This window comes from Streptomyces sp. UNOC14_S4 (assembly GCF_020740835.1).
Classification (GTDB): Bacteria; Actinomycetota; Actinomycetes; order Streptomycetales; family Streptomycetaceae; genus Streptomyces.
This window is the reverse complement of sequence record NZ_JAINFC010000179.1, coordinates 1-13,534: the sequence shown is the minus strand read 5'-3', so window position 1 is coordinate 13,534 and position 13,534 is coordinate 1. Positions and strand designations below refer to the sequence as shown.

The following is a 13,534-nucleotide window of genomic DNA, read 5'->3' as shown; positions in this document are numbered from 1 at the left end:
ACCCCGACCCGCGTCCACTCCCGCGGCGCCCCACCGGGCCCCGCGTCGTCGCGGCGCAGCGTCCGGGGGAAGAGCGCGTCGACGGGCACGCTGTGCCACAGGGCACGACCGCGCTCGAAGGACCGCTCGGTGGCGGTCCGCCCGGCGGGCCGGGCGAGCCATGTCCCGGCGGCCGCACCGCAGATGAGTCCGATGCCGAGAACGAGGCAGAGGGCGGCTGTGACGGTACGTCGGAGTGACGGCGGTATCGCTGCCGCCGATTCGTCTGCTGGCCGGTGGGGGCTGGTCGCGCCCACGCGGCGGAGCCGCATATGTCGCTGCCCCGCGCCCCTTACAGGGCCCGGTATACGTCGGCTCAGCCCTGACGGGGTCCGGGGCGCAACCCCCGGAAAACCCTTCCCCGTACAGCAACCCCCGCTCAGCCCTTGGGGGTCTCCCCGGACGAAGTCTGGGGGAGTTTGAGGACGCGGCCGCAGGCCGCTCCCGCCGCAGGCGGTGGCGGCGGGGCAGCCAGGGACGCCAGGGGCGGAGCCATCCGCCGCGCGCGACACGTCAGTGGTCAATGCTGCGGCTCCCCCTCCATGCGTCCCGTCACTCTAAAGGGCAAGCCGCACGCAGTGCCAAGGCTCCCGCCGGAACCCTGTTCAGCGGTGAATCCCCGTGGCAGGCTGCGGCCCATGCCGCTCCGTACCGCCGGTGCCGCCGGTTCCCCCGCAGACCGGGCCCGCTACGACAGGGCCACCGCCTCGCTCGACGCGCCGCTCGCGGTGGTCGATCTCGGGGCATTCGACGCCAATGCCGCGGATCTCGTACGGCGTGCGGGCGGCAAGCCGGTGCGCGTGGCGAGCAAGTCCGTGCGCTGCCGGGCCCTGCTGGAGCGGGTGCTGGCGCGGGACGGGTTCGCGGGGGTGATGGCCTACTCGCTGGCCGAGTCCCTGTGGCTGGCGCGCGCGGGCGTACCCGACGTGCTGCTCGCGTACCCGTCCGCCGACCGTGCCGGGTTCGCCGAGCTGACGGCGGATCCGAAGCTCGCGGCGGCGGTCACGGTGATGGTGGACGACCCGGCGCAGCTCGCGCTGATCGACGCGGCACGCCCCGGCCGCGGCCGTTCCGAAGAGGTGCGGGTCTGCCTGGAGTTGGACACGTCGCTGCGGCTGCTGGGCGGCCGGGTGCGGATCGGGGCGCTGCGGTCACCGCTCCGCGATCCGGCACGGCTGACGGAGCTGGCGCGGGCCGTCGCCCGGCGGCCGGGTTTCCGGCTGGTGGGGCTGATGGCGTACGAGGCGCACGTGGCGGGCGTGGGTGACGCGGTGACAGGCCGTCCCCTCCGGTCGGGGGCGGTACGGCTGATGCAGTCGGTGGCCCGCAAGGAGCTCGCCGCGCTCCGGGCCGAGGCCGTACAGGCCGTACGGGCCGTGGCGGAGCTGGAGTTCGTCAACGGCGGCGGCACGGGCAGCGTGGAGTCGACGGCGGCGGAGGAGGCGGTGACGGAGGTCGCGGCGGGCTCGGGGCTGTTCGTGCCGCGGCTCTTCGACGACTACTCCTCGTTCCGGGGCCGCCCGGCCGCGTTGTTCGCGCTGCCGGTGGTACGGCGCCCGGGGGTGGGGGTGGTGACCGTGGCGGGCGGCGGTTACCCGGCGTCCGGCGCGGCGGGCCGCGACCGGCTCCCCGTGCCGTACCTCCCGGCGGGGCTGCGCCTCGACCCGCGCGAGGGCGCGGGCGAGGTCCAGACACCGCTGACCGGGCAGCCCGCCGACGATCTGCTGGTGGGCGACAAGGTGTGGTTCCGCCACGCGAAGGCCGGCGAACTGTGCGAGCGCTTCACGGCACTGCACCTGATCGACGGCGACCACGTGACGGAGACGGTCCCCACATATCGCGGGGAAGGCCGCGCTTTCCTGTGAAGTACCGCGCCCCGTAAGGGGCGCGGGGAACTGCGCGAGCAACCGCAGCGGACCGGCACTCGCCGGACGGACACGGGCGACCGAGCTCGTAGGCGGCCTTCAGGGGCGCGGGGAACTGCGCGACCAGCCCCCACCGGCCCGCAGCCGCGCACCCAGCGCAAGAGGCACTCTGACAGGCGCTACGCCACGTCGACCTGATCCGGGATCACGGACCCGTCGGCCCGCCGCACCGGGCCATGGCTGCCGTCAGGCAGCGTCGCACCCGTAGTCGAGCACGGATACGTGCTCGACTTCCGCGGCATCGGGTCGATGAACATCGGGTTGGCGACCCACCGCCCGTCCGCGTTGTCGAACGCGCGGCACATCAGCTCGGCCTTGTTGCGGTTGATGGCCAGGTGCGCACCGGTGGCGTCGTTGACGAACGTCACGTCCGTGTCGGCGTCGCCCGCGCCGAGGGCGATGCGGTGGGCGAAGTCCTGCTGCTTCCAGGCCGCCGCGCCCTTGATCTTGAAGATCTCCTGGTTGATCATGCAGCGCTTGCCGTCCATGTACGGCAGGGCGCCGCCGGGGCCGTCGGGCATGCCGCCGCAGCCCTTGATGCCGGTGGTCATGCGGCCGTGGCGGTCCAGGATGTTGCGGATGCCGATGGTGTGCTCGCGGTCCAGGCCGACACCGTTCGACCAGGCCTCGGCGATCGGCTCGGAGGAGGCGGAGACGATGTAGACGTCGAAGCCCGCGGCCTTGAGGGTGCGGATGAGGTCCTTCTGCTGGTCGTAGTAGCGCACGTAGCCGGCCAGCGTGTGCGTGCCCACCGTCTGCTTGGCACCCACCGGCGCGGCGAGCTGCTCGGCGCGCGCCTGCTTGGCGAAGTGGGTGAGCGTGGCGGGGGTGCGGCCCGCGAAGAGCTGGGGTATCCAGGCGTAGCCGGGGACGGTGCGGCGGTGGTTCCAGTCGCCCGCGAAGGCGGCCTCGCCGCTCATGGTCTGCGACTTCTCGCGGATCTCGAAGATCTCGTCGGCGCAGGCGGCGTTCTTCGAGGTGGGCAGGGGGCGGCCGACGGGCACGGAGGTGCCGCACGCCTTGGTGAGGGCGCGGTCGGCGGCCGGGGTCAGCCAGGCGCTGGTGTCGCGCCAGCTCTTGGGGCGCAGGATCTTGTCGTGGTTGAGCGACCAGGCCAGCGTGGCGTCGGTGATGTCGTTCTTGACGACGGTGTTGTCCCAGTCGAAGGCGGCGACGGGGCGGGGGCCGCCCTTGCCGGAGCAGGTGCCGCGCTCGTCGATCATCTTCTGGAGCTTGGCGCGGTTGTCGCCGTACCACTTGATGCCCTTGTCGAGCTGGGGGCACTTCGCGGGGCGGGCCACGGAGGCGGGTGCGGCCTGGGCGGGGACCGAGGTGGCGAGGGCCGCGGCGGCCAGGAGGCCGACGACGATGGCGGGCTTCTTGCGCATGCGTTCTCTTAACGACTGGGTACGGGCAGGACGTGCGGCGGGACCGGCACGGCGGCCGGTCCCGGCTTTGATCATGGACCTTACAGCGGGCTTACAGCGAGGTCCCCACCGGCCACAGGGGGGCTACAGGGGGGTCACGTAGGCGCCCGCGATGCCGCCGTCCACGAGGAAGTCGGCGGCGTTGACGAACGAGGAGTCGTCACTGGCGAGGAAGGCCACCGCGGCCGCGATCTCCTCCGGCTCGGCGAACCGGCCCACGGGCACGTGCACGAGACGGCGCGCGGCCCGCTCCGGATCCTTGGCGAAGAGCTCCTTCAGCAGCGGGGTGTTCACCGGCCCGGGGCACAGGGCGTTGACCCGGATGCCCTCGCGCGCGAACTGCACCCCCAGCTCACGCGACATCGCCAGCACACCGCCCTTGGACGCGGTGTAACTGATCTGCGAGGTCGCGGCACCCATCCGGGCCACGAACGACGCCGTGTTGATGATCGAGCCCTTCCCCTGCCGCTGCATATAGGGGATCGCGGCCTTGCAGCAGAGGTAGACGGAGGTGAGGTTGACCTCCTGGACGCGCTTCCAGGCGTCGAGGCCGGTGGTGAGGATCGAGTCGTCCTCGGGCGGGGAGATCCCGGCGTTGTTGAACGCGATGTCGACCGAGCCGTAGGTGTCGTAGGCCGTCTTGAACAGGGCCTCGACCTGCTCGGCGTCGGTGACGTCCACCTGGACGAAGAGCCCGCCGACCTCCTCGGCGGCGGCCTTGCCCGCCCCCTCGGAGATGTCGGCGCACACGACGTGGGCGCCCTCGGAGGCGAGACGTCTGGCGGTCGCCAGGCCGATACCGCTGCCCGCTCCGGTGATGACGGCGGTGCGGCCCACGAGGCGGCGGCAGACAGGGTTCTGGTCGGACTGGCCGGACTGTTCGGGCTGGTCGGTCACTTGGTGGTCTCCTCGGTGCTGATGAACACGTTCTTGGTCTCGGTGAACGCCGCGAGCGCGCCGGGCCCGAGCTCCCGGCCGAGGCCGGACTGCTTGAAGCCGCCGAACGGCGTCCAGTAGCGCACGCTGCTGTGGGAGTTGACGGAGAGGTTGCCCGCGGTGACGGCGCGGGACACGCGCAGGGCGCGGCCGACGTCGCGGGTCCAGACCGAGCCGGCGAGGCCGTAGTCGGTGGCGTTGGCGAGCCGTACGGCGTCCGCCTCGTCCTCGAAGGGGATGACGACGGCGACGGGGCCGAAGATCTCCTCGATGGCGAGGCGGTCGTCCGGCGCGCTCTCCAGCACGGTCGCGGGGTACCAGAAGCCCTTGCCCGTGGGGGCGTCGCCGCGGATGGCGGCCGGGGCGTCCTCGCGGACGTAGGACCGTACGCGCTCGCGGTGCACGGCGGAGATCAGCGGGCCCATCCGCGTGGCGGGGTCCGTCGGGTCGCCGACGGTGAAGGCGCGCACGGCGGGTTCCAGGAGCTCCAGGAAGCGGTCATAGGCGCTCCGCTGGACGAGGATGCGGCTGCGGGCGCAGCAGTCCTGGCCGGTGTTGTCGAGGAAGGAGCCGGGCGCGGCGGCCGCGGCCTGTTCGATGTCGGCGTCGGCGAAGACGATGTTGGGGTTCTTGCCGCCGAGTTCGAGGGTCACGCGCTTCACGCCCGCGGCGCACTTGGCCATGATCTGCTTGCCGACGGCGGTGGAGCCGGTGAAGACAACCTTGGCGACGCCGGGGTGCTCGACGAGGGCGGTGCCCGCGACGGGTCCGTCGCCGGGGAGCACCTGGAAGAGCCCTTCGGGGAGCCCGGCCTGCAGGGCGATGTCGGCGAGCCGCAGCGCGGTGAGCGGGGTGGTCTCGGCGGGCTTGAGGAGGACGGCGTTGCCAGCGGCGAGCGCGGGGGCCGTGCCCCAGGCGGCGATGGGCATGGGGAAGTTCCACGGCGCGATGACGGCGACGACGCCGAGCGGTTCGTGGAAGGTGACGTCCAGTCCCCCGGCGACGGGGATCTGGCTGCCGGTGAGGCGTTCGACGCCGGAGGCGGCGTAGTCGAGGAGGTCACGCGCGTTGCCCGCCTCCCAGCGGGCGCCCGCGATGGGGTGACCGGCCTCGCGGACCTCCAGCTGGGCGAGTTCCTCCAGGTGCGTGTCGACGGCGGCGGCGAAGCGGCGCAGCTGCCGGGCCCGGTCGCCGGGGGCGAGGGCCGCCCAGCGGACCTGTGCGGCGGCGGCCCGGGCGACGGCCGCGTCGACGTCCCGCGGGGTGGCGGCGGGGACGGTCGCGACGACTTCCTCGGTCGCGGGGTTGATGATCTCGTGCAACGTGAGGTCCTTACATGCGCTCGAAGGAACGGAAGCGTTCCCAGTCCGTGACGGCCGTGTCGTACGCCTCCTGTTCGACGCGGGCCATGTGGAGGTAGTGCTCCACGACCTCGTCACCGAACGCGGCCCGCGCTATCGGGCTCTCCTCCCACAGCCGCGCGGCCTCGCGCAGCGAGGTGGGGACGTGCTCCGCGTCCGCGGCGTAGGCGTTGCCCGTACAGGGCTCGGGCAGTTCGAGTCCCTGCTCGATGCCGTACAGACCGGCGGCGATCATGCCCGCGACGGCGAGGTAGGGGTTGACGTCGCCGCCGGGGAGGCGGTTCTCCAGGCGGTGGGCGGGGCCGTGGCCGACGACGCGCAGGGCGCAGGTGCGGTTGTCGGGGCCCCAGGCGACGGCGGTGGGGGCGAAGGAGCCGGGGCGGAACCGCTTGTAGGAGTTGATGTTGGGGGCGTAGAGGAGGGTGAAGTCGCGCAGGGCGGCGAGCTGGCCCGCGAGGAAGTGCCGCATGGTGGGCGACATGCCGTACGGGCCGTCGTCGTCGGCGAGTACGGGCGTCCCGGCCTCGTCGCGCAGCGAGAGGTGGATGTGGCAGGAGTTGCCCTCGCGCTGGTCGTACTTGGCCATGAAGGTGAGCGCCATGCCCTCCTGCGCGGCGATCTCCTTGGCGCCGGTCTTGTAGACGGAGTGCTGGTCGCAGGTGGTGAGCGCCTCGTCGTAGACGAAGACGATCTCGTGCTGGCCGAGATTGCACTCGCCCTTGGCGGACTCGACGGAGAGGCCCGCTCCGCTCATCTCGTTGCGGATGCGGCGCAGCAGCGGTTCGACGCGTCCGGTGCCGAGGACGGAGTAGTCGGCGTTGTAGAGGTTGGCGGGGGTCATGTCGCGGTAGGCGCGGCCCCAGGCGTCCTCATAGGTGTTCTTGAAGACCATGAATTCCAGCTCGGTGCCCGCGTAGGCGGTCCAGCCGCGTTCGGCGAGCCGGTCGAGCTGGCGGCGCAGGATCTGCCGCGGGGAGGCGACGACGGGCGTGCCGTCGTGCCAGGCGAGGTCGGCGGTGACGAGGGCGGTGCCCGGGTGCCAGGGGGCGCGGCGCAGGGTGGCGGGGTCGGCGTGCATGCCGAAGTCGCCGTAGCCGCGGTCCCAGGAGGCCATGGCGTAGCCGGGCACGGTGTTGAGGTCGACGTCGACGGCGAGGAGGTAGTTGCAGCCCTCGGTGCCGTGGTCCAGGACGTGTTCGAGGAAGTGGCGCGCGGCGAACCGCTTGCCCTGGAGCCTGCCCTGCATGTCGGTGAAGGCGAGGACTACGGTGTCGATCTCCCCGGTGTCCACGAGCCTGCGCAGTTCCTCGACGGCGAGCGGGGGCGTGCGGTCTGCCACGGTTGTGCCTCCTGTCGGTGCTGCCGGGAGGACTTAAGGTATGACGGCAGACCATTGATTGGGAAGAGGCGGAGAAGGAGTCCCATGGACGGGAGCGTGGACGGGAGTTCGGCGGACCGGCTGGCGCCGGTGCTGCGGCCGGTCCGTTCGGCCAGTGGCTTCGAGGAGGCGCTGGAGCAGATACTCCAGATCGTCCGCCTGGGCCTGGTGCCCGCGGGGGAACGGCTGCCCTCCGAGCGCGAGTTGTCGGACCGGCTCGGGATCAGCCGGGTGACGCTGCGCGAGGTGCTGAAAGTGCTTCAGGACCAGGGTCTGGTGGAGAGCAGGCGGGGACGGTACGGCGGGACGTTCGTGCGCGCCCGGACGACGGCTCCGGCCGGCCCGGTGTACGTGGGCATGGACGTGGACGTGGAGGACACGCTGCGGTTCCGCGAGGTCCTGGAGGTGGGCGCGGCCGGGCTGTGCGCGGCGCACGGCCTGGACGAGGAGCAGGCGGCCCGGCTGCGGGCCGCGCTCGACGCCACGCACGACGCGCCGTTGGCCGAGTACCGGCGGCAGGACACCCTGCTCCATCTGACGCTGGCGGAGCTGTCGGGCTCGCCCTCGCTGGCGGAGCGGTACGCGGCCGTCCGGGCCACGCTCAACGACCTGCTGGACCGCATCCCGCTGCTGGTGAAGAACCTGGAGCACTCGCAGGCGCAGCACACGGCGCTGGTCGAGGCCGTGCTGGCCGGGGACGCGGAGCGGGCGCGCGAGGTGATGCGCGAGCACTGCTGCGGGACGGCGGCGCTGCTGCGCGGCTTCCTGTCGTAACCCGAGTTTTACGCAAGGGGGTTGCTTTGCGCGCCGCACCACGGCAAAGGTATGGCGCAAAACCTTTGCCCCGAGGCAGGAGCGGCGCATGCCCGATCGCACGGAGTACTCCCCCGCACCACCCGCCGCTCCCTCCCCGCCGGACGCCGGCACGTCCACGCCGGACGCCGACGGCAGCGCATCCGCGTATCTGGAGCGGCGCACGCTGCGCCGCGGCAGCGCGGGCCCGCTGCTGCTGACCGGCCTGGGCGTGGCGTATGTCGTCTCCGGTGACTACTCCGGCTGGAACTTCGGTCTCGCGCACGGCGGCTTCGGCGGCCTCGCGCTGGCCGCCGCGCTCATGGGCGTGATGTACGCGTGCATGGTCTTCTCGCTCGCCGAGCTGGCCTCGGTGCTGCCGACCGCCGGTGGCGGCTACGGCTTCGCGCGCCGCGCGCTGGGGCCGTGGGGCGGCTTCCTCACCGGCACCGCGATCCTCATCGAGTACGTGCTGGCACCCGCGGCGATCTCGGTCTTCATCGGCGACTACGTCGAGTCGCTGCGCCTCTTCGGGCTCACCTCGTCCTGGCCGGTGTATCTGGCCTGCTTCATCGTCTTCATCGGGATCCACCTGTGGGGCGTGGGCGAGGCGCTGCGGTTCAGCTTCGTGGTGACGGGTGTCGCGGTCGCCGCGCTGCTGGTCTTCGCCGTGGGGGCGTTCGCGGACTTCGACGCGGGGCGGCTGCGCGACATCCCCGTCGACCACGGGGCCTTCGGCGCCTCGTCCTGGCTGCCGTTCGGGCTGCTGGGCGTGTGGGCGTCGTTCCCGTTCGGCATGTGGTTCTTCCTGGGCGTCGAGGGTGTGCCGCTGGCCGCGGAGGAGACGAAGGACCCGGCGCGCTCCCTGCCGAAGGCCATGGCCGCCGCCATCGGCATCCTCGTCGTGCTCGCCCTCGCCACCTTCCTCGCCGCCACGGGGGCGGGCGGCGCCGACGCCCTCAAGGACGCGGGCAATCCGCTGGTCGCCGCGCTCAGCGACGGCGACGGGCACCCCACGGCGCTGGGGCGGGTCGTCAACTACGCGGGGCTGGCCGGCCTGGTGGCCTCGTTCTTCTCCCTCATCTACGCCGGTTCGCGGCAGCTCTTCGCCCTCTCGCGGGCCGGTTACCTCCCCCGTTTCCTCTCCCTGACCAGCCGCCGCAAGGCCCCCTACCTCGGGTTGCTGGTCCCCGGCACGCTCGGCTTCGCCCTCGCCGCGGCCACCGGGGACGGCGCGCGCATGCTGAACGTGGCGGTGTTCGGCGCCACCGTCTCGTACGCGCTGATGTCGCTCTCCCACTTCGTGCTGCGGCGCCGCGAACCGGGGCTCGTACGCCCGTACCGCACGCCGGGCGGGGTGGTGACCTCGGCGGTGGCGTTCCTGTTCGCGTGCGCGGCGCTGGTGGCGACCTTCCTGGTGGACACGGCGGCGGCGATGATCGCTCTGGGCGTGTACGCCGTCGCCGCCGCGTACTTCGCCTTCTACAGCAGGCACCGGCTGGTGGCGAGCGCCCCGGAGGAGGAGTTCGCGGCACTGGCCGCGGCGGAGGCGGAACTCGCGCATGGCTAGCCCACGACCAGGCACATCACCAGCACACGATCAGGCAAAGGACAAGGACTCCGAGATGACCGCACGACCGCTGATCGGCATCACCACCTACTCCACGCGGGCCCGCTGGGGTGTGGCCTGGGACCGGCACGCGGCCCTGCTCCCGACCGCCTACGTGGAGCACGTCCGGGGAGCGGGCGGCCTGGCGGTGCTGCTGCCGCCGGACGACGCGTCGGCGGCGGGGACGGTGCTCGCCCGTCTGGACGGCTTGATCCTGGCGGGCGGCGAGGACCTGGACCCGGCGCTGTACGGGCAGGAGCCGCACCCCCGTGCGGGCGCGCCCGTCCCGGAGCGGGACGCGTGGGAACTGGCCCTGCTGGCCGAGGCGTTGGAGCGGGGCGTACCGGTGCTCGGCATCTGCCGCGGCATGCAGCTGATGAACGTGCACGCGGGCGGCACGCTAGTGCAGCACCTGCCGGAGACGGTGGGCCACGAGGACCACAACCCGGTCGTGGGCGAGTTCACCGACCACCTGGTCAAGCCGCTCCCCGACACGCTCCTGGGGAAGCTGCTCCCCGAGCCGTGCGACGTGGCGACCCACCACCACCAGAGCGTCGACCGGCTGGGCGAGGGCCTGGTGGCGACGGCGTACGCGGAGGACGGCACGGCCGAGGCCCTGGAACACGCGGGCCGTACGGCGTTCGCCCTGGGCGTCCAGTGGCACCCGGAGGTCCGGCCGGACCTCCGGGTGACGCGGGCCCTGGTGACGGCGGCGGCGTCCCGGCCCCGACTGTCCTGACCGCCGCGGGAGTCAGAGCCCGGCGAGGTTCCGCGTCTGGAGGGGCAGCGGTGTCGACGTCACCTTCCAGCAGTTGTCGCAGGAGATGTGGAGCAGCAGCTGCCCGGAGTCCGAGCGCGTGACATTGGGCCATGTGTCCCGGCTGAGGCACTTCACGCACGGCGTGCCCCGGTAACCCTGGATTCCCCGCCACAGCGCGTTGATCTGATTGGAGTTCACGGGCCTCCTTCGTCGTGGATGGACGCACGAATCCCCCGCGTTGCGCGGGGACCAGCGTCCCACGGGGCGCCCGTCGATGCCGGGGGTTCGGGGAAGCGGAGCGGCTCACCGGCCAGGGGGGTGCGCGGCCCGAGGCCGGCTCAGGTCAGCTCATCGGCACATCCTGGACGGGGTGGCCGAGGGCGCGAGCCTGCACGGCGACGGCCTCGAAGTCGGCGGTGTCGGACAGTGCCGCGACGAGCCGTCGGGTCAGCGGCTCACCCGCGAGGACCGCGCCCACGTCTTCCGGCGCGAGCCGCCGCTTGTACATGTCCTCGGCGTACTCCGCGTACGCCTCGGGGCCGTCGGCCGTGAGGAGCTCGAAGAGCCAGTCGGCGCCGTCCGACTCGTCGGCACCGAAGGCGACGGGCCCGCACTGCCACGCGGCGGCGCCCGTCTCACGCCAGACGCATATCGTCGCGTCGAAGAAGCCTTCGAGCTGGAGCTCCGGCAGCGTCGGGTACCGGGCGAGAGCGGCGGGCAGCCCGTCGAGCAGACCGGGCCAGTGCGCGCGGGGCTCCTCCCGCCACGGCGTGGCGGGACACTCGTGGTCGATGCCGAAGAGGAACACCCCGGCCGGGTCGAAGACGATCCCGTAGCTGTCCCCGGAGCCGTTCTCCATCCACGCCAGGCCCACGCCGTCGCGCCACTCGGCCTGGAACGTATACATGGCCCAACGGTCGGCGACGACGGAGTCGAGCAGGGCCAGCGCCCGGCACCGGGCCAGCAGGTCGGCAGGCTCGGGCAGGGCGCTCACCAGGTCATGAACGGTCATGCCCCACATTGAACCGGGCACCACTGACACCCGGCTCCCCTCGGCCTCACCGATGGATGAATTGCAAAATTCTTCAATTCGCTACATGATGTATTGGCCGTGCCCGTAGGTAGCCGCGGGCACGGCCTTACGACGCGCCACGCGCACCACACACCCCGCACCACACGCCCCGCGTCCGCGGGGCCGTGCGAGACGGAAAATCACGGAAGATCGAGGACTGTCGGTGTCGGTTCCCCTCTACCAGGCGAAGGCCGAGTTCTTCAGGATGCTCGGGCATCCGGTGCGGATCCGCGTGCTGGAGCTGCTCCAGGACGGGCCCAGGCCGGTGCGGGATCTGCTCGCCGCGATCGAGATCGAGCCGTCCGCGCTCTCCCAGCAGCTCGCCGTGCTGCGCCGGTCCGGGATCGTGACGTCCACCCGCACCGGCTCGACCGTCGTCTACGAACTCGCGGGAGGGGACGTGGCCGAGCTGATGCGGGCCGCGCGACGCATCCTCACGCAGATGCTCGCCGGGCAGAACGAGCTGCTGGAGGAACTGCGGGAATCCGAGGCCGCCGCGAAGTGAGCACCTTGACTGTCCGGGCGTGGTCCCGGGTGCGTTCCCTCCTGCCCTCCCGTGCCGATCTGGTGGCGGCGCGCCGCGACCCGAAGCGTGATCTGCTGGCGGGTCTGACCGTGGCGATCGTGGCCCTGCCCCTGGCCCTGGGCTTCGGGGTCTCCTCCGGGCTCGGCGCCGAGGCCGGGCTGGCCACCGCCGTGGTGGCCGGTGCGCTGGCCGCCGTCTTCGGCGGGTCGAACCTCCAGGTCTCCGGGCCGACCGGCGCGATGACGGTGGTACTCGCACCGATCGTCGCCGAGCACGGGCCCGGTGGCGTCCTGGCGGTCGGGCTGCTCGCCGGGCTGCTGCTGCTCGCCCTCGCGTTCGCCCGCGCCGGGCGTTACATGCGCTACGTCCCGGCACCCGTGGTGGAGGGCTTCACCCTCGGCATCGCGTGCGTGATCGGACTGCAGCAGGTGCCGAACGCCCTCGGCGTGGCCAAGCCGGAGGGCGACAAGGTCCTGGTGGTCACCTGGCGGGCGGTCGAGGCGTTCGTACGGGAGCCGAACTGGACGGCTGTCGCGCTCGCCGCCGCCGTCGCCGCGGTCATGCTGCTGGGCGCGCGCTGGCGGCCGGCGATCCCGTTCTCGATCGTGGCGGTGACGGGCGCGACCGTCGTGGCACAGCTCTGCCACCTGGACGCGGCCCGTCCGATCGGGGACCTGCCCGCCGGGCTGCCCGCTCCCTCGCTGGCCTTCCTCGACCCGGCCGCGCTGGGATCGCTGCTGGCCCCGGCGGTCGCGGTGGCCGCCCTGGCGGCACTGGAGTCCCTGCTGTCCGCGTCGGTGGCCGACGGCATGACCAAGGGCCAGCGGCACGATCCGGACCGGGAGCTGTTCGGCCAGGGCCTGGCGAACATCGCCGCCCCGCTCTTCGGCGGCGTGCCCGCCACCGGGGCGATAGCCCGTACCGCGGTGAACGTCCGTACCGGCGCGGGCTCGCGGCTGGCGGCACTCACCCACGCCGCCGTGCTCGCGGTCATCGTCTTCGCCGCCGCGCCGCTGGTCTCCCGCATTCCGCTGGCCGCGCTGGCCGGTGTGCTGATCGCCACCGCCATCCGCATGATCGAGGTCGGCTCGCTGCGGGCGATGGCCCGTGCCACCCGCTCCGACGCGCTCGTCCTCGTCCTCACCGCCGTCGCGACGCTGGCCCTGGACCTGGTCTATGCCGTGATCATCGGCCTGGCCGTCGCGGGCGCGCTGGCCCTGCGGGCGGTGGCCAAGCAGGCCCGCCTGAGCCAGGTCTCCCTGAAGGACGGCCACGGCGCGGAAGCCGATCACAGTGCCGGCCACAGTGCGGAAAGCGCGGAAGAACACGCGCTGCTCGCCGAGCACATCGTGGCGTACCGGCTCGACGGGCCGTTGTTCTTCGCCGGGGCCCACCGCCTCCTGCTGGAGCTGTCCGAGGTCGCCGACGTCCGCGTGGTCGTCCTGCGCATGTCCCGCGTCTCCACCGTGGACGCCACCGGCGCCCTCGTCCTCAAGGACGCGGTGGCCCAGCTGCACGGCCGCGGCATCACTGTGCTGGTCTCCGGCATACGCCCCGGCCAGCGCCGTGTCCTCGCCTCGGTGGGAGCCCTGGATCTGCTGCGCCGGGACGGCCACGAGCACGCCACGACCCGCGAGGCGGTCGCCGCCGCCCGCGACCATCTGCGCCACGCGGGCGGCGGCGACCGCCTCGCGGGTCGTGGCGTGCTC

At 72.7% G+C, this 13,534-nt stretch carries 12 protein-coding genes and 1 pseudogene; 6 read left to right on the top strand and 7 right to left on the bottom strand.

Annotated features, from left to right (window positions below; genetic code table 11):
* Positions 1-296 (bottom strand): annotated as a pseudogene (locus tag K6I34_RS17790) (hypothetical protein); the annotation flags it as partial.
* 381 nt (positions 297-677) lie between these two features.
* Here K6I34_RS17790 and K6I34_RS17785 point away from each other — a divergent pair.
* Positions 678-1,904: an amino acid deaminase/aldolase gene (locus K6I34_RS17785; RefSeq protein ID WP_229327255.1), complete on the top strand. Its 1,227-nt coding sequence runs from the start codon at positions 678-680 to the stop codon at positions 1,902-1,904.
* 179 nt (positions 1,905-2,083) lie between these two features.
* On the opposite strand, the gene K6I34_RS17780 is transcribed toward K6I34_RS17785, so the two are convergent.
* From K6I34_RS17780 to K6I34_RS17765, 4 genes are all read right to left on the bottom strand, one after another.
* Entirely contained in the window at positions 2,084-3,352 is a 1,269-nt protein-coding gene (locus tag K6I34_RS17780; RefSeq protein WP_229327254.1) for a haloacid dehalogenase-like hydrolase, read from the bottom strand.
* A 123-nt stretch (positions 3,353-3,475) separates the two neighbouring features.
* Positions 3,476-4,288: a 3-oxoacyl-ACP reductase gene (locus K6I34_RS17775; RefSeq protein ID WP_229327253.1), complete on the bottom strand. Its 813-nt coding sequence runs from the start codon at positions 4,286-4,288 to the stop codon at positions 3,476-3,478.
* The gene (locus K6I34_RS17770; RefSeq protein ID WP_229327252.1) at positions 4,285-5,649 is read right to left on the bottom strand and encodes an aldehyde dehydrogenase; all 1,365 of its coding nucleotides are present in this window, start codon (positions 5,647-5,649) and stop codon (positions 4,285-4,287) included. The genes K6I34_RS17775 and K6I34_RS17770 overlap by 4 nt, the downstream gene beginning before the upstream one ends.
* A 10-nt stretch (positions 5,650-5,659) precedes the next feature.
* Positions 5,660-7,027, bottom strand: a complete 1,368-nt coding sequence (locus tag K6I34_RS17765; protein WP_229327251.1) for a glutamine synthetase family protein — start codon at positions 7,025-7,027, stop codon at positions 5,660-5,662.
* Positions 7,028-7,111: 84 nt separating this feature from the next.
* Here K6I34_RS17765 and K6I34_RS17760 point away from each other — a divergent pair, with 84 nt between their 5' ends.
* The 3 genes from K6I34_RS17760 (at position 7,112) to K6I34_RS17750 (ending at position 10,206) form a co-directional block, all read left to right on the top strand.
* Positions 7,112-7,840, top strand: a complete 729-nt coding sequence (locus K6I34_RS17760; RefSeq protein ID WP_229327250.1) for a FadR/GntR family transcriptional regulator — start codon at positions 7,112-7,114, stop codon at positions 7,838-7,840.
* Between the two features lie 88 nt (positions 7,841-7,928).
* Positions 7,929-9,428: an ethanolamine permease gene (gene eat / locus K6I34_RS17755; RefSeq protein WP_229327249.1), complete on the top strand. Its 1,500-nt coding sequence runs from the start codon at positions 7,929-7,931 to the stop codon at positions 9,426-9,428.
* Between the two features lie 55 nt (positions 9,429-9,483).
* Positions 9,484-10,206, top strand: coding sequence for a gamma-glutamyl-gamma-aminobutyrate hydrolase family protein (locus tag K6I34_RS17750; protein WP_229327248.1), 723 nt, complete (start codon positions 9,484-9,486; stop codon positions 10,204-10,206).
* Positions 10,207-10,218: 12 nt separating this feature from the next.
* Here K6I34_RS17750 and K6I34_RS17745 read toward each other — a convergent pair whose 3' ends face one another.
* On the bottom strand, positions 10,219-10,425 hold the full coding sequence (locus K6I34_RS17745; protein WP_121800589.1) for a hypothetical protein: 207 nt from the start codon (positions 10,423-10,425) through the stop codon (positions 10,219-10,221).
* A gap of 145 nt (positions 10,426-10,570) precedes the next feature.
* The gene (locus tag K6I34_RS17740; RefSeq protein WP_229327247.1) at positions 10,571-11,239 is read right to left on the bottom strand and encodes a hypothetical protein; all 669 of its coding nucleotides are present in this window, start codon (positions 11,237-11,239) and stop codon (positions 10,571-10,573) included.
* 223 nt (positions 11,240-11,462) lie between these two features.
* Between K6I34_RS17740 and K6I34_RS17735 the strand changes: the two genes are divergently transcribed.
* Positions 11,463-11,804 (top strand): helix-turn-helix transcriptional regulator, encoded by a 342-nt coding sequence (locus K6I34_RS17735; protein WP_229327246.1) that lies wholly within the window; start codon positions 11,463-11,465, stop codon positions 11,802-11,804.
* Positions 11,801-13,534, top strand: a 1,734-nt coding sequence (locus K6I34_RS17730) for a SulP family inorganic anion transporter (protein ID WP_229327245.1), incomplete at its 3' end; no start/stop codon positions are given. The genes K6I34_RS17735 and K6I34_RS17730, both read left to right, overlap by 4 nt.

What these genes read in the sequence shown, in the direction of transcription:
- K6I34_RS17750 (WP_229327248.1), top strand. Translation starts at nt 9,484, where the DNA reads ATGACCGCACGACCGCTGATCGGCATCACCACCTACTCCACGCGGGCC.
- K6I34_RS17760 (WP_229327250.1), top strand. Translation starts at nt 7,112, where the DNA reads ATGGACGGGAGCGTGGACGGGAGTTCGGCGGACCGGCTGGCGCCGGTG.
- K6I34_RS17740 (WP_229327247.1), bottom strand. Translation starts at nt 11,239, where the DNA reads ATGACCGTTCATGACCTGGTGAGCGCCCTGCCCGAGCCTGCCGACCTG.
- K6I34_RS17780 (WP_229327254.1), bottom strand. Translation starts at nt 3,352, where the DNA reads ATGCGCAAGAAGCCCGCCATCGTCGTCGGCCTCCTGGCCGCCGCGGCC.
- K6I34_RS17785 (WP_229327255.1), top strand. Translation starts at nt 678, where the DNA reads ATGCCGCTCCGTACCGCCGGTGCCGCCGGTTCCCCCGCAGACCGGGCC.
- eat (WP_229327249.1), top strand. Translation starts at nt 7,929, where the DNA reads ATGCCCGATCGCACGGAGTACTCCCCCGCACCACCCGCCGCTCCCTCC.